This is a genomic window from Rhodococcus jostii RHA1, from assembly GCF_000014565.1.
GTDB classification, from domain to species: Bacteria; Actinomycetota; Actinomycetes; order Mycobacteriales; family Mycobacteriaceae; genus Rhodococcus_F; species Rhodococcus_F jostii_A.
Map to the genome: position 1 here is coordinate 2956793 of NC_008268.1, position 19535 is coordinate 2976327.

The following is a 19535-nucleotide window of genomic DNA, read 5'->3' on the forward strand; positions in this document are numbered from 1 at the left end:
GGTGGTCGTGACTCTTCGCACACGGACAGCCGGCATTGTTGCGGTGGTGGCCCTGACGTTCCTGGCCACGGCGTGCACCATCGGAGACACCGGCACGTCGGAACCCCCGACCACCTCACAGTCCGCGCCCGCCTCGATTGCCGTCCCCGCTGCCGACGGGGCGCCGATCAATCCGACCACCCCGATCGTGGTCACCGCGACGGGCGGCAAGCTGACCGCCGTGACCGTCACGAATCCCGCGGAGCAGAACACCCCGGTCGCCGGAAATCTCACACCCGACGGCACGAACTGGACGAGCAGCCGACCACTCGGCTACGGCTCCACGTACACAGTCGTCGCGGACGCGGTCAACCCCGACGGCGCACCGGTCGAGCAGACCTTCACCGTCACGACGTTGACGCCCGGCACCACGGCGTACGCGAACGTCGTCCCGGCACCCGAGGTCGTGGCGGACACCGGCATCGGCGTCGGCCAGCCGATGGTCTTCCAGTTCACCGCACCGGTCGCGAACAAGGCCGAGGTCCAGCAGCGCCTGCACGTGACGACGACACCGCCGCAGCCCGGCGCCTGGTATTGGACCGACGACCAGAACGCGCACTACCGAGCGGCGGGATACTGGGCGCCCGGCACCAAGATCCACATCGAGGCCGACGTGTACGGCGTCGATCTGGGCGACGGGGCCTTCGGCGCCGAGAACAACTCTGCCGACTACACCGTGCACGACTCGTGGGTGGCCAAGGCGGACGGGGCGAGCAAAATGCTCACCGTCTTCCACAACGGCGTCCAGGAGAACGCGATGCCGATGAGTCTCGGCACCCCCGACCACCCCTCGCACGAGGGTCCCCACGTGATCTCCGACAAGCAGCAGAGCATCATCATGGACTCCTGCACGTACGGGGTCTGCGCCGGCGATCCCGACTACTACCGCGAAAAGGTCGATCTCAACCTGCGGATCTCCAACGACGGCGAGTTCGTCCACTCGGCGCCGTGGTCGGTGGGTGATCAGGGCAGCAGCAACGTCTCCCACGGCTGCGTCAACCTGGCACCCGCCAACGCCCAGTGGATGTTCGACCATTTCGGTATCGGCGACGTCGTCGAGATCACCAACTCGGGCGGACCGCTCCTGCCCGTGTGGGACACGTACGGTGACTGGGAGGTCCCGTGGGACCAGTGGCAGGCAGGTAACGCAACGGGATAGGAGGCGCTCGTGAGTTCACCATCCGCGGAATGTGTCGCGCAGTTGAAGGCGGTCCTCCCGCACCGGGTTCATCTGCCGGACACCGGCGACTACCGCACCGCGCTGGGCAGAGTGTTCTTTCCCGATGCCGCGAGACGCCGTCCGTCCTGCGTCGTCGAACCGGTGTCCGTGGAGGAGGTCTCCACCGTCATGAGGGTTGCGCACCGGACGGGCGGCACCGTCACCGTCCGCGGCGGCGGGCTGAGTTCCAACTGCGTCGCCGACGACGCCGTCATGCTCGACCTGTCGGCGCACCTGAACACGGCCCGACCCGACGGCGACCGGGTGGTCGTCGCCGGCGGCGCCACAGTGGAAACCATGCTGGACGCCGTCGCACCCACCGGCCGGGTGGTGCCGGTGGGAATCGTGGGCCACGCCGGGTTCGGACTCGTCACCCGCGGCGGTGTCGGATACCTCACGCGCAGTCTGGGATTGACGCTCGATCAGCTCGTCGAGGTCGAACTCGTGCTCCCGTCCGGCGAGGTCGTCCACCTGTCCGATGCCAGCACCGGCGACGAGGCGGACCTGTGGTGGGCGGTCCGGGGGTGCGCACCGTGTTTCGGCGTCGTGACGTCGGCGGTGCTGCGCACGCACCCGGTGGGGCCGGTGTGGGTCGACCGGATGGTGCTCGGACTCGAAGCACTCGCCACCTATTTCCGTGTCGCACCGACGCTTCCGCGGGACACGACGATGGGCGCGGTACTCGGTTACAGCGCACTGTCTTCCGACGAACCCGTCCTCTTCGTGTACACCGCGTGTGCGAGCGGAGACGAATCCGCCATCGACCGCGCCCGGGCCGCCGCCACCACGGTCGCCGACGTGTCGGGCACCGTGCTGTATCGATCCGAGACGACCGGCACGTACCTCACCGGGCTACCCGAATTTGCGCCACCCGGCGCCGACGGCGAAGAGCCCGAACCGATCCGGCTGCCCGAACCGGGCGAGCGCCGGGGATCGTTCTTCGGGAAGGCCGTCTTCACCGGACCGACCCTCGACTCCGAACTCGCGGAGGCCCTGGCCACCCAGATCCGTGGGGCGCCGACGCGGGAATGTCGTATCGACTTCCAGCACACCGGCGGCGCCCTCGCCGACGTCGGTGACGACGACACCGCATTCTGGGGCCGAAGCGGCGAGTGGAACATCCCGCTCAACGCCATCTGGTCCGACCCCTACGACGGCGCCGCCTGTCTGTCGTGGGCGGGCGGCACCCTCGACGCCCTCGCACCCCACACGATCGGCGTCTACAGCGTCGAAGTCCGGCCCGGCTTCCCCGAGACCGGCGCCGAGATCGGCGCGGCCTACGGCGGGAACCTTCGCCGACTGCGCGAACTGCGGCAGAGGCACGATCCGATGGGGGTGCTGACGCACTATCCGCTCTAGGGCATGTCGCCCAATCCTTCTCGGATGGACCTGGCGAAACGATCGTCGTCCGGCAAGGCGGAGCCGATACCGCTGTTGTATCGGCTCCGACGACAACGCAGCGGGGCGGCGATTGGGCGCCAGGTGCGCCGAAATGGGGATTGGGAGATATGTCCTAGTCGCCGATCCGCTCCCCCGTCTCCGGGTGGAACAGGTGCACCGCTCCGTCCCGCTTGCGCAGGGACACCGTGTCGGCCAGCCGTGCGGGGGTGCGGGTCAGTGACCGGGCGGTGAGTTGCGTACCGTCACCGGCGATGTGGGTGTGGACGTAGGATTCACTCCCGAGTTCCTCGACCAGGTCCACGATGACCTCGATGCCACCCTCGCCGGTCGACAACTCCAGCTGCTCGGGACGCACTCCGACCGTGACGGTCTCCAGTCCGGCGGCGTGCAGCGCCGACAGCTGGTCGCGTTCGAGCGCGAGCGTCGAGTTCCCGAGGCGCACGCCGTCGCTGACGATGGGCATGGTCATCAGGTTCATCGCGGGCGAACCGATGAAGCCGGCGACGAAGGCGTTGGTGGGCCGGTCGTACAGCTCGGTCGGCGCCGAGAACTGCTGCAGCTTGCCGTTCTTGAGGACGGCCACCCGGTCACCCATGGTCATCGCCTCGACCTGGTCGTGGGTGACGTACACGGTGGTGGTGCCGAGCCGGCGCTGCAACGCCGCGATCTGCGTGCGGGTCTGGACGCGCAGCTTGGCGTCGAGGTTCGACAGCGGTTCGTCCATGCAGAACACCTGCGGCTCACGCACGATCGCTCGTCCCATCGCGACGCGCTGGCGCTGACCACCGGACAGCTTGCCGGGTTTGCGGTCGAGGTAGTCGGTGAGGTCGAGCAGCTTGGCGGCATCGGCCACCTTCTTCTTACGTTCCTCCACACCGACTCCGCGCATCTTCAGCGCGAAGCCCATGTTCTCGCCCACCGTCTTGTTGGGGTAGAGGGCGTAGTTCTGGAATACCATCGCGATGTCACGGTCCTTCGACGCCACACCCACCATGTCCTTGCCACCGATCTCGATGGTGCCTTCGTCGATGTCTTCGAGGCCGGCGAGCATCCGCAGTGCCGTACTCTTGCCGGAGCCGGACGGGCCGACGAGGACGATGAACTCGCCGTCTTCGATGTCGAGGTCGAGCGTGTCGACCGCCAGCGTGTCGGCATTCTCGTAGATGCAGGATGCGCCCTTGTACGCGATGTCAGCCATGATTGCTCCTCTTGTGGGTACCGAAGTCGGGGGAAGTGGTTGCCGGGGTGATCATTTGATCGCACCGAAGGACAGGCCGCGGACCAGTTTGTTCTGTGCGACCCAGCCGGCCAGGATGACCGGGAGCGCCGCCAGCGTCGCCGCTGCCGACAGCCGGGCCCAGTACAGGCCCTCACCGGTGATGAATCCGACGAGGAACACCGGAATGGTCTGCGCCTGAACGGCGGTGAGGTTGACTGCGAAGAAGAATTCGTTCCACGAGAAGATCACGCAGATCAACGCGGTGGCCGCGATGCCGGGCGACACGAGCGGAAGGATCACCTCGCGCACCGACGTCCACAGGCTCGCGCCGTCCATGCTCGCGGCCTCGAGCAGCTCACCGGGGACCTCGAGGAAGAACGAACGCATCATCCACACCGCGATGGGCAGGTTCATCGCCGTGTACAGGATCACCAGCGCCCAGATGTTGTCGAGCAAACCGATGTCGTTGACGATCACGTACAGCGGGATGATCGCGGCGACGATCGGGAGCATCTTCGTGCTGATGAAGAAGAACAGGGCGTCCTTCGTCTTGCGGACCGGTCGCAGCGACAGCGCGAACGCCGCCGGCACACCGAGCACGAGCACGAGGATCGTCGACATGGCGGTCGCGAACGCCGAATTCAGCAGTGCCGTGCCGATTCCGCTGTCGAGCACTGCCTTGAACTGGTCCAGGGTGGGCGTGAAGAACAGTTTCGGCGGAGTCGTGTAGGCGTCGCCCTCCTGCTTGAACGCGGTGAGCACCATCCACGCCACAGGGAAGAAGAAGCCGAGCGCCACGATCCACGCCACCACGCTCCACGGGCTGAACTTGCGGTGCTTGCGCGCCCGCTTCGTCTCCGGCGCGGTGGGGGTGGACTCCACCGGCGCCGCCGCAGTGTCGGTACTCATTACGCTGCCTCCTCGTTACCGGTAAAGCTCTTGAAGATCAGGCGCAGCGCCAGGGTCGCGACGACGATGGTCGCGATCACGACGATGACGCCCATCGCTGCGGCCTGCCCGATGTCGAAACCGAGGAATGCGCGCTGATAGATGTAGAAGGGCAGGTTGGCACTGGCGGTGCCCGGCCCGCCCTGGGTCATCATGTAGATGGCGTCGAACGTGTTGATCAGGTAGATCGCGCCCAGCACCGCGCCGAGTTCGATGAACCGGCGCAGATGTGGGAGCGTCAGTTCGCGGAACATCGCGATCGGCTTGGCGCCGTCCACCCGTGCCGCCTCGAGGATGTCGCGCGGCATGGACTGCAGACCCGCCAGGATCAGCAGCATCATGAACGGGGTCCACTGCCAGATCAGGTTCACCATGACCGCGGCGAGCGGGAACTTGCTGACCCAGTCGACCTGTCCCACCCCGAACGGGGAGAGGACGAAGTTGACGATGCCGAACACCGGGTCGAACATCGTGGTCTTCCACAGCAGCGCACCGGCGACGGGTGTCACCAGGAACGGGGTGATGAGGAGCGTGCGCACGATGCCGCGGCCCAGGAAGGCACGGTCGAGCAGCAGGGCGAGCAGCAACCCGAGCACCACCGAGATCAGCACGGTACCGACGATCAGGATCACGGTGTTGACCGCGACCTCACGGAACTGGCTGTCCTGGAACACGTCCACGTAGTTCTGCAGTCCGACGAACGCCTGGGAGCCCGGACGCACCAGGTTCCAGGACTGCGTCGAGTAGTACAGCGTGAACAGGAACGGGATCTGGGTCACCACGATCATGAAGATCAGAGCGGGCAGCAACGGCCCCCGGCGACGCCATCCCTCGGCGCGGGAGACGCTGTCGTCCTTGGCCTCCCGCAGTTCCCGCACCCGGTCGGCGGTGTCGTTCGCGGTGGGTTTCTCGGCAATGGTTGTCATCGGTCCTCCCGATATGTCGCGCCGACCACCTCGGCGTACTGCTGTGCCTGGGCGAGCGCCTCGGGCACGGTCTGCTGGCCTGCGATCGCCGCACTGATCTGCTGGCTGACGCGGGTTCCGAGATCCTGGAATTCCGGGATCGCCAGGAACTGCACGCCGGTGTACGGAACCGGTTGCACGGTGGGCGCATTCGGTGTCGCGTCCTCGATCGCCTCGAGCGTCAGCGGACCGTAGGCCGCCGAGGCTTCCTTGTACTCGGGAATCTCGTAGGTCGACAGCCGGCTGCCCGGAGGCACCCGCTCCCAGCCCAGATCCTCACCGACCGTGCGTATGTATTGCTTGTCGGTCATCCACGAGATGAACTTCCACGCCGCGTCGGGATTCTCGCTGCTCTCGGGAATTCCCAACGACCAGCTGTACAGCCAGCCGGAGTTGTCCTTCACCTCGATCGGCGCGGGGGCGTACCCGATCTTGCCGACGACGGCGCTCGACGCCGGATCCTCCAGCGTGGACACCGCGGACGTCGAGTCGTACCACATCGCCACCTGGCCCTGGGCCAGCTGTGTGGCGCACTCACCGAAACCGCTCGTCGCGGCGCCGGGCTCCCCGTACTCGCGCACCAGGTCGACGTAGAACTGCACCGCGCGTTCCACCTCCGGGCTGGTCAGCTGAGCGTTCCAGTCCTCGTCGAACCAACGGCCACCGAACGTGTTGATGACCGTGTCGAGGGGTGCGAGCAATTCACCCCAGCCCGGCTTGCCACGAAGGCAGATGCCGGCCATGTCCTCGGAGTCGAGTTGCTTTGCCGCCGTCGCGACCTCGGTCCACGTCGGCTTCTCCGACAGGGTGATTCCGGCCTGCTCGAACAGGTCCTTGCGGTACATCAGGAACGAGGACTCGCCGTAGAACGGCACCGAGTACATGTTCCCCTCGTAGGACAGCGACTCGCGCAGGGTGGGGATGAAGTCGGCCTCGTCGTAACCCTCCGTCGCCTCGGCGTATTCCGACAGGTTCTTCAGCCAGCCGTACTTGGCCCATTGCGGGGTCTCGTAGTTGCTGATCATCACGACGTCGAACTCGCCGCCACCGGTCGCCGTGGACGCCGTGATCTTCGCGCGCGCCTGGTTCTCCGACAGCGTGACGAACTTCAGGTCGATGTCGGGATTCTCTTCCTCGAACTGCGAGGCGAGCTTCTGAGCATCCTGCATCTGCGAGTTGGAGACCATCGCGATGGTGATGGTCTGGTCCGACGCGCCCAGCGATCCGGCGCCCGCACATCCGCTCAGCGTGAGGCAGAGCGCTCCCGCTCCGGCTACCAGCATCGTCGCTGGTTTCCTGTGTTTCTTCACCGATCTTCACCTCTCTTGCGTGGTGCTACTGATCGAGCAGCCAACGCGCGCATTCGATGTCGCAGACCAGCATCTTGGCCAGTCCGCCATGGAGGGCACCCAGTGCCGCTTGGTGTTTGGCGACGCCACCCGTGACGAGGATCGACCCCTCGCACGCGCGGATGTCGTCGAGAGGAACGGACATGGCCCGTTCGTCCAGAGGGCCGGCAACCTCGGTTCCGTCGAGCCGGTAGAAGCGTCCACCGACTTCGCCGACCGCGCCGAGGCCGGTGAGCACGGACAGCATGTCCGTGTCGATGAAGCTGCCCTCGAACAGGGTGGTCGACGTGGAGACGGCACCCGTTCCGAACATCATCATTTCCGCGGTCCGCCCGGCCTCGAGCGCCTTGGAGATGACGGAGTCGCCCCGCATGGATACCACGGTCGACGCGTCCGCGTACAGCGGAACGGGAAGCCGAACAGTGTTGGCCTGCAGCTGCTCCGCGCATCTACCCAGGACGTACTCCGTTCCGGTCTGGTAATTGATGGCACTCACCGAACCGTCGAGCTGGACGACGGACGCGCACGTGGCCGCCCCGGACGGCAATCCCTGCGCGACTGCGACCGTCTCCGGCCCCCACGTGAATCCGAGGGTGTCGCCTTCGCGAATCCGGCGAACCAGCAGGGACGCCGCGGCCCGCCCGACACCGGCGAAGCTGTTGTGGTCGTCGATCGCACCGGCGGCGTCGACGGAATCGGCGACCACCACCGCCTCGACGAGTCCGTACTTCTCCTCGAGCGCGCGCTCCTCGTCCGAGCGCAGCGCATCCCGCAGATGCGCGGGTGCCTGCACCTCGATGCGCACCAGGCCCTGGGCGCGGGCTCGCGCCACCAGCCTGCCCGCGGTGGGGCGGGAGACACCGAGTCGTGTGGCGACCTCGGCCTGGGTCATTCCGTCGAGGTAGTACAGCGTTGCAGCGCGCAACGCAAGGCGCAGATCCTCCGTCGTGGACGGCGGTGGTGCCGTGATGAGAGACGGCGTCGGGGCCGTCGAATTGGGGGACGTCACTGGTTCTCCTCGCCATGATCCCGGGTCCGTCGTGTGTGTCTTCGGAACCTCGAGAAACCGTGAGCAAATGATCACTATGCGTTCATCTGCTCAATACGCTAGCATCGAAGTGTGACCCACACAACACTCCCTTCGGATATCCCCAGGACGATGCGTGCCAGCGTGCTCGTCGAGCCGGGCGTGATCGAGATCCGGGAACGCCCCGTGCCCACTCCCGCTCCCGGCGACGTCCTGGTCCGCGTGGCCTCGGTGGGCGTCTGCGGATCGGATGCCCACTACTACCGCGAGGGCCGCATCGGCGAGTTCGTGGTCGAACAGCCGATCGTGCTGGGCCACGAGGCGTCGGGCACGGTCGTGGGTGTCGGCGACGGGGTCCCGGCAACGCGTATCGGGCAGCGTGTCTCCATCGAACCGCAGCGCCCCGACCCGGACACCGACGAATCCCGGCGCGGTCTCTACAACCTGTGCCCGCACATGCAGTTCTATGCCACCCCGCCGATCGACGGGGCGCTGGCCGAATACGTGACCATCGGCTCGGCGTTCGCCCACGCGATTCCGGACGAGATGTCCGAGGATGCGGCCGCGCTGTGCGAGCCGCTGTCCGTGGCCATCGCCACCACCCGCAAAGCCGGAGTGACCGCCGGATCCCGTGTTCTGATCGCGGGCGCGGGACCGATCGGAATCGCCATGGTGCAGACCGCCCTCGCGTTCGGTGCCACCGAAGTGGTCGTCTCGGACCTCGATCCCCGGCGCCGCGACGTCGCAACCAAATTCGGCGCCACCGCGGTGCTCGACCCGCGCGAGCAGGACGTCGCGGGACTCCACGTGGACGCGTTCGTCGACGCGTCCGGCGCCCCGAGTGCGGTGCTGGCCGGGATCCAGGCCGTCCGGCCTGCGGGATCCGTGGTTCTGGTGGGCATGGGCGCCCCCGAGATGACGCTGCCGGTCCAGACCATTCAGAACCGGGAGTTGGTGCTGACCGGGGTATTCCGTTACGCCAACACCTGGCCGACGGCGATCGCCCTCGCGCGGTCGGGACGGGTCGACCTCGATTCGATGGTCACCGGAAGGTTTCCGCTCGCCGAGGCGGAGCAAGCACTGAACGCAGACCGGACGCCGGGCAGCCTCAAGGCCGTCGTGCGCGTCCAGGAATGAGGAGAGACCGATGCAATTGTGCGCGCAGGCACTGCAACAGTTCGACGACACCGTGCAGGTGCCGAATTACGATCGAAGCGACATCACCGTAGGGATAGTGCATTTCGGTGTCGGCGGATTCCACCGCGCGCATCAGGCGATGTACGTCGACCGGTTGCTGCGGCGCGGGGAGGCCCGCGAGTGGGGCATCTGCGGGGTCGGGGTCCTGCCCGGTGACCGGCGCATGAAGGACGTCCTCGACGCGCAGGACGGCCTGTACACGCTGGCACTGCGGCACCCGGACGGCACCTGGGACGTCAGCGTCATCGGGTCCATCGTCGACTACCTCTTCGCCCCCGACGACCCCGAGGCCGTGATCGAGAAGATCGCCGCGGAGTCCACGAAGATCGTCTCGCTGACGATCACGGAGGGCGGCTACAACTTCACCCACGACACGGGCGAGTTCGATGCCGAGAACCCGGATGTCGTACACGATCTCACCGACGGTGTCGCACCGCGGACCACGTTCGGACTCGTCATCGAGGCGCTGGCCCGGCGCCGAGCGCGCGGGCTGGCGTCGCCGACCATCATGTCCTGCGACAACATTCAGGGCAACGGCGACGTGGCGCGCAAGATGTTCCTGGCGTACGCCGAATTGAGGGATCCCGAACTGGCGGCGTGGATGCGCGAGGAGACGTCGTTCCCCAACTCGATGGTCGACCGCATCACGCCCGTCACCACCCCCGAGGTGACGGAGGCGCTGTCGTCGCGGTTCGGCATCGACGACCAGTGGCCCGTCGCCGCCGAACCGTTCACGTCATGGGTGCTCGAGGACGCCTTCCCGCTCGGCCGCCCCGCATTCGAGGACGTCGGCGTCCAGGTGGTCGACGACGTCGAACCGTACGAACTGATGAAGCTGCGTCTGCTCAACGCCAGCCACCAGGGCCTCTGCTACTTCGGCTACCTGTCGGGATACCGGCTCGTGCACGACGTCGCGCAGGACCCACTCTTCGCCGACTTCCTGCTCGCGTACATGGACGAGGAGGCCACGCCCACCCTGGCGCCGGTGCCCGGCGTCGATCTCGACGAGTACAAGCGCACGCTCATCGAACGCTTCTCCAACCCCGAGATCCGCGACACCGTCGCCCGCCTGTGTGCCGAATCGTCCGACCGCATCCCGAAGTGGCTGCTGCCGGTGATCCGTGAAAACCTGCTGGCCGACCGGCACATCCGGCTGTCGGCCGCGATCGTCGCGAGCTGGGCCCGGTATGCCGAGGGAGTCGACGAGGACGGCGAGCCCATCGACGTCGTCGACCAGTTGAAGGACTCCCTCGTGCCGATCGCGCGCAGCCAGCACGAGAACCGCACGGCGTTCATCGAGAATCAGTCGGTCTTCGGCGACCTGGCCGACAATCCGCGCTTCGTCACCGCGTACCTCTGGGCGCTGGACTCACTGCACAGCGTCGGTGCACGGAAGACACTCGAGGCTCTGCGTGAGAAGGTGCAGTCATGAGTCTGGTCATCGGTGAAGCCCTCATCGACATCGTGACGGCGAGCAGCGGCGCCACCACCGAGTATGTCGGCGGCAGCCCGCTCAACGTCGCGGTCGGTCTCGGCCGGCTCGGTCGTCCGGTCGAATTCGTCACCCGGATCGGCGACGACACGAGAGGCGGCGCGATCGTCCGGCACCTCGAGCAGTCGGGAGTGAGCCTCGCGCCCGGCAGCGTCACCGCGCAGCGAACGGCGACGGCCCACGCCACCCTCGATTCCGCCGGATCCGCCACCTACGAGTTCGACATCGAGTGGGACCTCCCCTCCCCCAGCGGGTCGTCTACCCCGGCGCTCGTCCACACCGGTTCCATTGCTGCCGTGATGGAACCCGGCTGCGACGTCGTCGCCGACATGCTCGACCGCCGCCGCTCGTCGGCGACCATCAGCTACGACCCCAACGTGCGACCGGTGCTGATCACCGACAAGGCACGCGCCCGGCAGCGGATCGAGCACCTCGTGTCGATCTCGGACATCATCAAGGTCAGCGACGAGGACCTCCGCTGGTACGACCCCGAACGGGATCCCGACGACATCGCCCGCGAATGGCTGTCCCGCGGACCGGCGATGGTCGCGGTGACGAAGGGCGCCGAGGGCGCATTCGCGGTCTGCGCGGCCGGACTCGTCGAGGTCGCGGCCCGCAACGTCGAGGTGGTCGACACGGTGGGCGCGGGTGACGCGTTCATGGCCGGGCTCCTCGACGGGTTCTGGGCGCACGGCTTCCTCGGCGCGGAGAGCCGCGACGCCCTCCACGCGATCGACCCGGAAGAGGTGCGGAACGTGCTGGACAACGCGGCACTTATGTCGGGTCTCACCGTCGCGCGCGCAGGGGCGGACCTCCCCAGCCGCGAAACACTGGATCGCGCGGCAGGTGTCCGGCAATGACCCTCGTCGCGGGCATCGATTCATCCACCCAGTCGTGCAAGGTGATCGTCTGCGACGCCGACACCGGTGAGTTCGTCCGCGAGGGCAGGGCCTCGCATCCGGACGGCACCGAGGTCGACCCGCAGGCGTGGGCGTCGGCCCTCGACAACGCCATCGCCGCCGCCGGCGGACTCGACGACGTCGCCGCGGTGTCGGTCGGCGCGCAACAGCACGGCATGGTGTGCCTCGACGACACCGGGACGGTCGTGCGTCCGGCGTTGTTGTGGAACGACACTCGTTCCGCCGACGCCGCCACCCAGCTGGTGGACGACCTCGGTGGTCCGGACGCGTGGGCGGACGCCGTCGGTGTGGTGCCGCTCGCCGCGATCACCGTCAGCAAGCTGCGCTGGCTCGCCGATTCGGAACCGGCCAACGCCGACCGGACGTCCGCGGTGTGCCTGCCGCACGACTGGCTCGGCTGGCAGCTCACCGGCAGGTCCGATCTCGGCACCCTGGCCACCGACCGCGGCGACGCCAGCGGCACCGGATACTTCTCCGCGGCCACGGATTCCTACCGACCCGACCTGCTGTCGCTGGCACTGCGCGGACGCACCGCCGCCGTGCCGCGGGTGGCCCGCCCGGCCGAGAAGATCGGGGAAACCCGATGGGGCGCCGCGGTCGGTCCCGGCACCGGCGACAATGCTGCCGCCGCACTCGCTCTCGACGCCCAGGAAGGTGACGTCGTCGTCTCCGTGGGAACGTCGGGCGTCGTATCCGCGGTATCGGTGACCCCGGCGAACGATCCGGGCGGTTTCGTCGCCGGCTTCGCCGACGCCACCGGACGTCAACTTCCCCTCGTGTGCACGCTGAACGCTGCCCGGGTACTCGACGCGACCGCCTCGCTGCTGGGTGTCGATCACGACGAGCTGTCGCGGCTGGCGCTGTCGGCGCCATCCGGCAGTGGCGGGCTCGTGATGGTGCCGTATTTCGAGGGTGAGCGCACCCCCAACCGTCCCAATGCCACCGGCTCCGTTCACGGACTCCGGCTGGCCAATTCGACCCCCGCCCACCTCGCCCGCGCGGCAGTCGAGGGGCTGCTGTGCGGCCTGGCGGAAGGCATCGACCACCTGACCGCCCAGGGCGTCACGGTGCGTCGCATCCTCCTCGTCGGCGGCGGCGCCCGCTCCCAGGCACTGTGCGAACTCGCGCCCGCCATCTTCGGGGCCCCGGTCCTGGTGCCGCAGCCGGCGGAGTACGTCGCGATCGGCGCATGCAGGCAGGCGGCTTGGACGCTGGCCGGGACCCCTGAACCACCCAAGTGGGATCAGACGTCCACCCAGCGATACGAGGCCGACCCGGCACCCCAAGTGCGCGAACGGTATTCCTCCGTGAGGCGCTGACGCGCCCGTGCGCGGTTAACGAGTCTCTGGACTCTTTAACCGCGCACGGGTGGCTACGCCACCTTCACCAGCATCTTCCCGACATTTCCGCCGTGCATGAGCTGCAGGAAGGCGTCGACCGAGTTCTCGATGCCGTCGACGACGGTCTCGTCGTGGACCACGTCGCCGGATGCGAGCCACGGTCCCATCTTGGCGGCGAACTCGGGGAAGACGTGCGTGTAGTTGCCGAGGGTGAAGCCCTCGAGGGTGAGCCCCCGGCTGATGATGTTCACCATGTTGTCGGGGCCCGGTGTGCGCTCGGTGGCGTTGTACGCGGAGATGGCGCCGCACAGCGCGGCCCGGCCGCCGTTCCGCATGACGTCGAGTGCGGCCTCGAGGTGGTCGCCGCCGACGTTGTCGAAGTAGACGTCGATGCCGTCGCCCGCGAGTCCGCGGAGTTGCTCACGCACCGGCGCCTGCTTGTAGTCGAAGGCGGCGTCGTATCCGTAACGATCGGTCAGCAGCGCGACCTTCTCCGCGGACCCGGCGGATCCGATGACGCGGGACGCCCCCTCGAGTCGTGCGATCTGCCCGGCGGCCGTCCCCACCGCACCCGCGGCGCCGGAGATGAACACGGAGTCGCCGGCCTTCAGGTGTGCGACGTGGACGAGTCCGACGTACGCCGTGAGCCCGGTCAGTCCGAGAATCCCCAGATAGGCCGAGATCGGCACTCCCGGAATCTCGTCGACGACGCGGAATGCCGAGGCGTCACCCTGCGCGAGGTCCCGCCACCCGAGATCGTGGACCACTACCGAGCCGACCGGATGCGTGGCGGCGGTCGATTCGACGACGCGACCGACAGCTCCGCCGGTCATCGTCTCGCCCAGCGCGAACGGCGGGATGTACGACTTCACGTCGTTCATCCGGCCGCGCATGTACGGGTCGACGGAGACGAATTCGTTGGCCACGCGCACCTGGTCGGGCCCGAGGTCGGGCAGCTCGACGGTGGCGGTGCGGAAGTCGTCCTGGGTGGGCCAGCCCACCGGCCGTTTGATCAGCTGAATCTGGGTGCTGGGCGTCATGGTGTTCCTTTCGATACTTCTGAGGTCACAGCGCCAGTCCGAGCGCGAGGAGGATTACCGCGAGCAGCGGAAGTGTTCCCTGCGTGATCGCCGCGCGAGCCTTGTCGGGCGACGACAGCAGGAGCACGAGGGCTGCGAGCAGCATCGATCCCGCGCCGGCGAATACGAGGGCCGCACCGACGGCGGTCGCGCCGATGATCACGGCGACGATGCCGACTGCCGTCACGATCGCCAGGAAGAGGTTGTAGAAGCCCTGGTTGAAGGCAAGCTCCTTGGTGGCGCCGGCTTCTTCGGCACTGGTCCCGAACGTCGCGCGGGTGCGCGGCGAGGTCCAGAGGACGGACTCGAGCACGAAGATGTAGACGTGCAGCGCACTGGCGAGTGCGGCAAGAACAAGACCCGCGGCGACCATACGAAAACCCTCCTCGTTCTGAACTGACCATTTCAATATATACTGAAACGGTCGTTTCACAACCAGGAGTGAGGATCGTCATGCCGCGCACGCAGGATTTCGACACGGTCGAAGTGGTCGGCCGCGCCCGCGACCTGTTCTGGGACAAGGGCTTCGAAGCCACCTCGATACCCGACCTCGAGCGCGTCACCGGATTGAATCGGTCGAGCCTGTACAACGCGTTCACCAGCAAACGCGGGCTCTTCGACGCCGCCGTGCACGACTACCTGGACCGGGTGGTTCGCCCCCGGCTCCGCATCCTGACCGGCGAGCCGACCCGCCCCGACGCCGCCGTGCGCTACTACCGCAGCCTTGCAGGCGCCCTCGCGGCCCTCCCCGACGAAACCCCCGGACGCGGCTGCCTACTGCTCAACAGTGCCGCCGGATTCGCCGCGCACGACGACACGCAACGGTCCGTCGTCGACGCATACCAGCGCGAACTGTCCGGGGCACTCAGCCACGCACTCCGGGCCCACGACCCGGACGCGTCGACCGCCACCCTGGCCCACCGGACCCGGCTCCTGACGTCACTGTCCGTCAGCGCGCTCCTGCTGTCGCGGGTCAACCGGGACGAGGCCGTCGCGGTCGCGAACACCGCCGTCGAGCAGCTGGAGGAATGGCGGCCCACCTCCTGACGTGAGTGGCAAAGAGTGCCCCGACACGCTTTGCCACTCACGTGCGCTGGTGCCCGCTGACCCAGTCCGCCATGACGTCCGCCAGCGCCTCGGCGCCGCGGTTGCAGTCGTCGGCCTCGGCGAACTCGTCGGGCGAGTGGGACACCCCGGTGGGGTTGCGGACGAACATCATCGCCGTGGGCACCTTCGCGGACAGGATCCCGGCGTCGTGCCCGGCAGCGGTCGGGAGGACGGGAATGTCACCGAGATGGGCGAGTGAGCGGCGCAGTCGTTCCCGGGTGGAGTGCGGGAATTCGACGATCGGCGTGACCGATTCGGCGTCCACCTCGAGACCGATACCGTCGGCGGCGGCGTAGGCCTGTGCCTCGGCGGTAATCTGCTGCACCAGCTTGGTCAACGTCTCCTCGTCGGCGGCCCGCGCGTCCAGCCACGCCCGCACCTCCGACGGAATGGCGTTGGCACCGTTGGGAAGTACTCGCACCTTGCCGAACGTCGCGACCGCCTCGTGCAGCGTCGCGGCGGTTCGGGCCGTATGGACCGAGGAGGCGAAGGCGAGCATGGGGTCGCGACGGTCGACGAGTCGGGTGGCGCCGGCGTGGTTGGCCTCCCCGGAGAACACGAACTGCCACCGGCCGTGCGGCCAGATCGACGACGCCACGGCGATGGGGCTGTCGATCAGGTCGAGGGCGCGCCCCTGCTCGACGTGCAACTCGACGTACACCCCGACGCGGTCGACGAGGTCGGGGTCCTCACCGAGAAGGTGCGGGTCGCGGCCGGCGCCGACCAGGGCCTCACCGAGGCTGATGCCGTCGTTGTCCCGCAGCGCAAGGGCGCGCGCGGGTGCCAGTGCCCCGGTGGACAGTTGCGAGCCAACGCACGCGACACCGAACCGCGCGCCCTCCTCGTCGGAGAAGGCAGTGACCGCCACCGGACGGGTTGGAGCGATCCCCCGTTTCCGCACGAGGTCGATCGCGGCGAACGCGGACACCACGCCCAGCGGTCCGTCGTAGGCGCCGCCGTCGGGTACCGAATCGAGGTGCGATCCGGTGACGAAACTGTCGCGGGGGTCGCCGTCCCAGCCGTCGGGCATCCACCACGCCCACAGATTGCCGTTGCGGTCCTCCTCGACGCTCATGCCGCGTGCCTGCGCACAGTCCGAGAACCATTCGCGCAGCGTCATGTCGGCGTCGTTCCACGCGAATCTTCGGTAGCCCCGGGTCGACTTGTGCTGTCCCACATCGAGGATGGTCGCCCACAGCGAATCGAAGGAAGTCATGTTCTCGGTCCTCTACTCATAGTGTCAAGCCGGCAGCGCTTCGCGCCCGTGTGTGGTTAGCGAGTCCCTGGACTCCTTAACCGCGCACGGGTGGCGGAGCCGCCCTACAGGGTGCCGGGGATCCAGGTGGTTCCGGCGAGGGGCACGCGGGCCATCGCCGACGCCTCGACGGTGAGGGCGACGAGGTCCTCCGGTTCGAGGTTGCGCAGGTGCGACTTGCCGCAGGCGCGGGCGAGGGTCTGCGCCTCCATGGTGAGCACCCGCAAGTAGTTCGCGAGCCGCCGTCCGCCCTCGACGGGGTCGAGGTTCTTCGACAGTTCCGGGTCCTGGGTGGTGATGCCGGCGGGATCCTTGCCGGCCTGGAAGTCGTCGTAGAACCCGGCGGCCGAGCCGAGCTCCTCGTACTGCTTCGCGTAGCGGGGGCTGTTGTCGCCCAGCGCGATCAGGGCTGCGGTGCCGATGGCGACGGCGTCCGCCCCGAGGGCCATCGCCTTCGCGACGTCGGCGCCGCTGCGGATGCCACCGGACACGATGAGCTGCACCTTCCTGTGCACACCCAGTTCCTGCAGCGCCTGGACCGCCTGCGGGATCGCGGCCAGGGTGGGGATGCCGACGTGCTCGATGAACACGTCCTGGGTGGCGGCAGTGCCACCCTGCATGCCGTCGACCACGACGACGTCGGCGCCGGCCTTCACGGCGAGTTTCACGTCGTAGTAGGTGCGGGTGGCGCCGACCTTGATGTAGATCGGCTTCTCCCAGTTGGTGATCTCGCGCAGTTCGATGATCTTGATGGCGAGGTCGTCGGGGCCGGTCCAGTCGGGGTGCCTGCACGCTGACCGCTGATCCACACCCATCGGGAGGGTGCGCATCCCGGCGACACGTTCGGTGATCTTCTGCCCCAGCAGCATTCCGCCGCCGCCGGGCTTGGCGCCCTGCCCGAGGACGATCTCGATGGCGTCGGCCTTGCGCAGATCGTCCGGGTTCATCCCGTACCGCGACGGCAGGTACTGGTAGACGAGGTTCTTCGACTGCCCCCGTTCCTCGGGCGTCATGCCGCCGTCACCGGTGGTGGTGGACGTGCCGACCTCGCTGGCGCCGCGGCCGAGCGCTTCCTTCGCCTGCCCGGACAGCGCACCGAAGCTCATGCCGGCGATGGTGATCGGGATGTCCAGGTGCAGCGGGAACTTGGCGTTGCGGTCGCCGAGCACGACGTCGGTGTCGCACTTCTCGCGGTAGCCCTCGAGCGGGTACCGCGACATCGACGCACCGAGGAACAGCAGATCGTCGAAGTGCGGCAGCTTGCGCTTGGCACCCCAGCCGCGGATGTCGTAGATGCCGGTCTCGGCGGCCCGCTGGATCTCGGAGATGACGCCGCGGTCGAACGTCGCCGATTCGCGCAGGGCCGGGTTCGGGGTAGTCATGACGGTTCTCCTAGTACGCGCTGGCGTTGTCGACGTGGAAGTTGTAGAGCTTGCGGGCGGAGCCGTAGCGGGTGAACTCGGACGGGTCGGCGTCGAAACCGGCCTGATCCAGCAGCTCCCGCAGTTCCGTCAGGTGCTCCTCGCGCATCTCCTTCTTGATGCAGTCGGCGCCGAGGGAGGCGACGGTGCCACGCACATAGATGCGGGCCTCGTACAGCGAGTCGCCGAGGGCCTCACCGGCGTCGCCCAGGACGACGAGCCGCCCCGCCTGACCCATGAACGCGGACATGTGGCCGATGTTGCCGCCGACGACGATGTCGACGCCCTTCATCGAGATTCCGCAGCGGGCGGCGGCATTGCCGTCGATCACGAGCAGGCCGCCGTGGGCGGTGGCGCCCGCGGACTGCGACGCGTCACCCTTGACGTGCACCGTCCCCGACATCATGTTCTCGGCGACCCCCACCCCGGAGTTGCCGGTGACGGTCACCGTCGCGTGCTGGTTCATGCCGGCGCAGTAGTAGCCGACGTGTCCGTCGATGGTGACGTCGATGTCGGAGTCGAGGCCGCAGGCCAGTGCGTGCGCGCCCTGCGGGCCGGTGACGGTGACCTTCTTCGGGGCCTCCGGCGAGGTGAGCCGCTCGTTGATGGCACGGGTACTCGACGTCTCGAGGTTCAGGACAGTCGCTTCGGTGGTGGCTACCGGTGCCATACGTACACCTCTTCCGGTTCGGGCTCGAAGATTCGGGCGTTGTCGACGCCGGGCAGGTTCGCCAGGGCGCGGTATTCGGACGCCATCGCGACCCACTGGTCGGTCTCGGCGATGACGGCGGGTTTGCAGGAGATGGCGTCCCGGACCACGGCGAACGAGTCGGCCGTCGAGACGAGCAGGGTGTAGAAACCGTCGAACGTCTCGTTCAGCATCAGCAGCGCCTTCTCCAAGTCGCCGCCCTCGGCGAGCTGCCTGGCGACGAACCGCGCCCCGACCTCGGTGTCGTTGGCGCTGTCGAACACGACGCCGTCACGTTCGAGCTGATGCTTGATGCTCATGTGGTTGGAGAACGAGCCGTTGTGGACGAGGCACTGGTCGGGGCCGACGGAGAACGGGTGCGACCCCTCGGCGGTCACCGCGGATTCGGTGGCCATGCGGGTGTGCGCGACACCCTGCCAGCCGCTCGCCGACGGCAGCCCGAACCGGTTCGCCAGGTCGATGGGGTTTCCGACCCCCTTGAGGACGGTCAGGTCGTCGCCGAAGCCGATGACCCGTGCCGACGGCACCACGCTGCGCACGGCCGCCGCGAGATCTGCCGCGCCGACGACGCCGTGCAGGATCGTCGTCGGGTCGAGGTCGATTCCGGTGACGGTGGTGTCGAGTGACGCCGACAGCGTTGCGGCGAGTTCCGTTGCGGGGACAGGGCAGTCGAGTAGCGAGACCGTGGACTCACCGACCGGCGACCAGGTCCGGTCGCCGTAAATCGCCATGCCTGCGGAATCGGGTCCGCGGTCGCACATCTGACCGAGCATGTCGGTGAGCAGGGCGCCGAGTTGTGGGTAGAGGGACGGCTCACGCAGGTGAAGTCCGACGATTCCACACATGGA

Annotated in this window: 18 protein-coding genes; 7 read left to right on the forward strand and 11 right to left on the reverse strand. The window is 67.8% G+C overall.

The genetic code is table 11. The annotated features are described in order from the left end of the window. The first annotated feature begins 1 nt into the window (after position 1). A complete protein-coding gene (locus tag RHA1_RS13640) occupies positions 2 to 1198 on the forward strand; it encodes a L,D-transpeptidase (RefSeq protein ID WP_011595500.1) in 1197 nt (398 codons plus the stop codon). A 9-nt stretch (positions 1199 to 1207) separates the two neighbouring features. Further along, on the forward strand, positions 1208 to 2617 hold the full coding sequence (locus tag RHA1_RS13645) for an FAD-binding protein (protein ID WP_011595501.1): 1410 nt from the start codon (positions 1208 to 1210) through the stop codon (positions 2615 to 2617). Positions 2618 to 2771: 154 nt separating this feature from the next. Here the strand turns inward: RHA1_RS13645 and RHA1_RS13650 are convergent, their stop codons facing one another. Genes RHA1_RS13650 through RHA1_RS13670 form a run of 5 tightly spaced genes read right to left on the reverse strand, consistent with a single transcriptional unit; the run spans position 2772 to position 8149 of the window. Then, complete coding sequence (locus RHA1_RS13650) at positions 2772 to 3857, reverse strand: ABC transporter ATP-binding protein (protein WP_011595502.1); 1086 nt, start codon at positions 3855 to 3857, stop codon at positions 2772 to 2774. A gap of 51 nt (positions 3858 to 3908) precedes the next feature. Beyond that, entirely contained in the window at positions 3909 to 4787 is an 879-nt protein-coding gene (locus RHA1_RS13655; RefSeq protein WP_011595503.1) for a carbohydrate ABC transporter permease, read from the reverse strand. After that, positions 4787 to 5752, reverse strand: coding sequence for a carbohydrate ABC transporter permease (locus RHA1_RS13660; RefSeq protein WP_011595504.1), 966 nt, complete (start codon positions 5750 to 5752; stop codon positions 4787 to 4789). The genes RHA1_RS13655 and RHA1_RS13660 overlap by 1 nt, the downstream gene beginning before the upstream one ends. Then, a complete protein-coding gene (locus RHA1_RS13665; RefSeq protein WP_009475583.1) occupies positions 5749 to 7074 on the reverse strand; it encodes an ABC transporter substrate-binding protein in 1326 nt (441 codons plus the stop codon). The genes RHA1_RS13660 and RHA1_RS13665 overlap by 4 nt, the downstream gene beginning before the upstream one ends. A gap of 52 nt (positions 7075 to 7126) precedes the next feature. Further along, positions 7127 to 8149, reverse strand: coding sequence for a sugar-binding transcriptional regulator (locus RHA1_RS13670; protein WP_011595505.1), 1023 nt, complete (start codon positions 8147 to 8149; stop codon positions 7127 to 7129). A 150-nt stretch (positions 8150 to 8299) separates the two neighbouring features. On the opposite strand from RHA1_RS13670, the gene RHA1_RS13675 reads away from it, so the two are divergent. Genes RHA1_RS13675 through xylB form a run of 4 tightly spaced genes read left to right on the forward strand, consistent with a single transcriptional unit; the run spans position 8300 to position 13095 of the window. Next, entirely contained in the window at positions 8300 to 9304 is a 1005-nt protein-coding gene (locus tag RHA1_RS13675; RefSeq protein WP_011595506.1) for an NAD(P)-dependent alcohol dehydrogenase, read from the forward strand. Between the two features lie 10 nt (positions 9305 to 9314). Further along, on the forward strand, positions 9315 to 10796 hold the full coding sequence (locus RHA1_RS13680; RefSeq protein WP_011595507.1) for a mannitol dehydrogenase family protein: 1482 nt from the start codon (positions 9315 to 9317) through the stop codon (positions 10794 to 10796). Continuing rightward, positions 10793 to 11716 (forward strand): carbohydrate kinase family protein, encoded by a 924-nt coding sequence (locus RHA1_RS13685; RefSeq protein ID WP_011595508.1) that lies wholly within the window; start codon positions 10793 to 10795, stop codon positions 11714 to 11716. The genes RHA1_RS13680 and RHA1_RS13685 overlap by 4 nt, the downstream gene beginning before the upstream one ends. Then, on the forward strand, positions 11713 to 13095 hold the full coding sequence (gene xylB / locus RHA1_RS13690; RefSeq protein WP_011595509.1) for a xylulokinase: 1383 nt from the start codon (positions 11713 to 11715) through the stop codon (positions 13093 to 13095). The genes RHA1_RS13685 and xylB overlap by 4 nt, the downstream gene beginning before the upstream one ends. A 53-nt stretch (positions 13096 to 13148) precedes the next feature. Here the strand turns inward: xylB and RHA1_RS13695 are convergent, their stop codons facing one another. Together RHA1_RS13695 and RHA1_RS13700 are read right to left on the reverse strand one after the other, a co-directional pair. After that, positions 13149 to 14156, reverse strand: coding sequence for an NADP-dependent oxidoreductase (locus tag RHA1_RS13695; RefSeq protein WP_011595510.1), 1008 nt, complete (start codon positions 14154 to 14156; stop codon positions 13149 to 13151). A 25-nt stretch (positions 14157 to 14181) separates the two neighbouring features. Beyond that, the gene (locus RHA1_RS13700; RefSeq protein WP_011595511.1) at positions 14182 to 14568 is read right to left on the reverse strand and encodes a DUF1304 domain-containing protein; all 387 of its coding nucleotides are present in this window, start codon (positions 14566 to 14568) and stop codon (positions 14182 to 14184) included. Positions 14569 to 14648: 80 nt separating this feature from the next. On the opposite strand from RHA1_RS13700, the gene RHA1_RS13705 reads away from it, so the two are divergent. Next, positions 14649 to 15242 (forward strand): TetR/AcrR family transcriptional regulator, encoded by a 594-nt coding sequence (locus tag RHA1_RS13705; protein WP_009475591.1) that lies wholly within the window; start codon positions 14649 to 14651, stop codon positions 15240 to 15242. 37 nt (positions 15243 to 15279) lie between these two features. On the opposite strand, the gene RHA1_RS13710 is transcribed toward RHA1_RS13705, so the two are convergent. From RHA1_RS13710 to RHA1_RS13725, 4 genes are all read right to left on the reverse strand, one after another. Further along, on the reverse strand, positions 15280 to 16518 hold the full coding sequence (locus tag RHA1_RS13710) for an allantoate amidohydrolase (RefSeq protein WP_011595512.1): 1239 nt from the start codon (positions 16516 to 16518) through the stop codon (positions 15280 to 15282). Between the two features lie 104 nt (positions 16519 to 16622). Next, positions 16623 to 17939, reverse strand: a complete 1317-nt coding sequence (locus tag RHA1_RS13715; protein ID WP_009475593.1) for an FMN-binding glutamate synthase family protein — start codon at positions 17937 to 17939, stop codon at positions 16623 to 16625. Positions 17940 to 17949: 10 nt separating this feature from the next. Then, positions 17950 to 18648, reverse strand: coding sequence for a GltB/FmdC/FwdC-like GXGXG domain-containing protein (locus RHA1_RS13720; RefSeq protein ID WP_011595513.1), 699 nt, complete (start codon positions 18646 to 18648; stop codon positions 17950 to 17952). Further along, on the reverse strand, positions 18636 to 19532 hold the full coding sequence (locus RHA1_RS13725) for a class II glutamine amidotransferase (RefSeq protein WP_011595514.1): 897 nt from the start codon (positions 19530 to 19532) through the stop codon (positions 18636 to 18638). The genes RHA1_RS13720 and RHA1_RS13725 overlap by 13 nt, the downstream gene beginning before the upstream one ends. Positions 19533 to 19535 lie beyond the last annotated feature (3 nt).

Coding starts and splice junctions, on each gene's coding strand:
- RHA1_RS13695 (WP_011595510.1), bottom strand. CDS start 14,156: ATGACGCCCAGCACCCAGATTCAGCTGATCAAACGGCCGGTGGGCTGG.
- xylB (WP_011595509.1), top strand. CDS start 11,713: ATGACCCTCGTCGCGGGCATCGATTCATCCACCCAGTCGTGCAAGGTG.
- RHA1_RS13710 (WP_011595512.1), bottom strand. CDS start 16,518: ATGACTTCCTTCGATTCGCTGTGGGCGACCATCCTCGATGTGGGACAG.
- RHA1_RS13705 (WP_009475591.1), top strand. CDS start 14,649: ATGCCGCGCACGCAGGATTTCGACACGGTCGAAGTGGTCGGCCGCGCC.
- RHA1_RS13655 (WP_011595503.1), bottom strand. CDS start 4,787: ATGAGTACCGACACTGCGGCGGCGCCGGTGGAGTCCACCCCCACCGCG.
- RHA1_RS13660 (WP_011595504.1), bottom strand. CDS start 5,752: ATGACAACCATTGCCGAGAAACCCACCGCGAACGACACCGCCGACCGG.
- RHA1_RS13715 (WP_009475593.1), bottom strand. CDS start 17,939: ATGACTACCCCGAACCCGGCCCTGCGCGAATCGGCGACGTTCGACCGC.
- RHA1_RS13675 (WP_011595506.1), top strand. CDS start 8,300: ATGCGTGCCAGCGTGCTCGTCGAGCCGGGCGTGATCGAGATCCGGGAA.
- RHA1_RS13665 (WP_009475583.1), bottom strand. CDS start 7,074: ATGCTGGTAGCCGGAGCGGGAGCGCTCTGCCTCACGCTGAGCGGATGT.
- RHA1_RS13685 (WP_011595508.1), top strand. CDS start 10,793: ATGAGTCTGGTCATCGGTGAAGCCCTCATCGACATCGTGACGGCGAGC.
- RHA1_RS13720 (WP_011595513.1), bottom strand. CDS start 18,648: ATGGCACCGGTAGCCACCACCGAAGCGACTGTCCTGAACCTCGAGACG.
- RHA1_RS13700 (WP_011595511.1), bottom strand. CDS start 14,568: ATGGTCGCCGCGGGTCTTGTTCTTGCCGCACTCGCCAGTGCGCTGCAC.
- RHA1_RS13650 (WP_011595502.1), bottom strand. CDS start 3,857: ATGGCTGACATCGCGTACAAGGGCGCATCCTGCATCTACGAGAATGCC.
- RHA1_RS13725 (WP_011595514.1), bottom strand. CDS start 19,532: ATGTGTGGAATCGTCGGACTTCACCTGCGTGAGCCGTCCCTCTACCCA.
- RHA1_RS13680 (WP_011595507.1), top strand. CDS start 9,315: ATGCAATTGTGCGCGCAGGCACTGCAACAGTTCGACGACACCGTGCAG.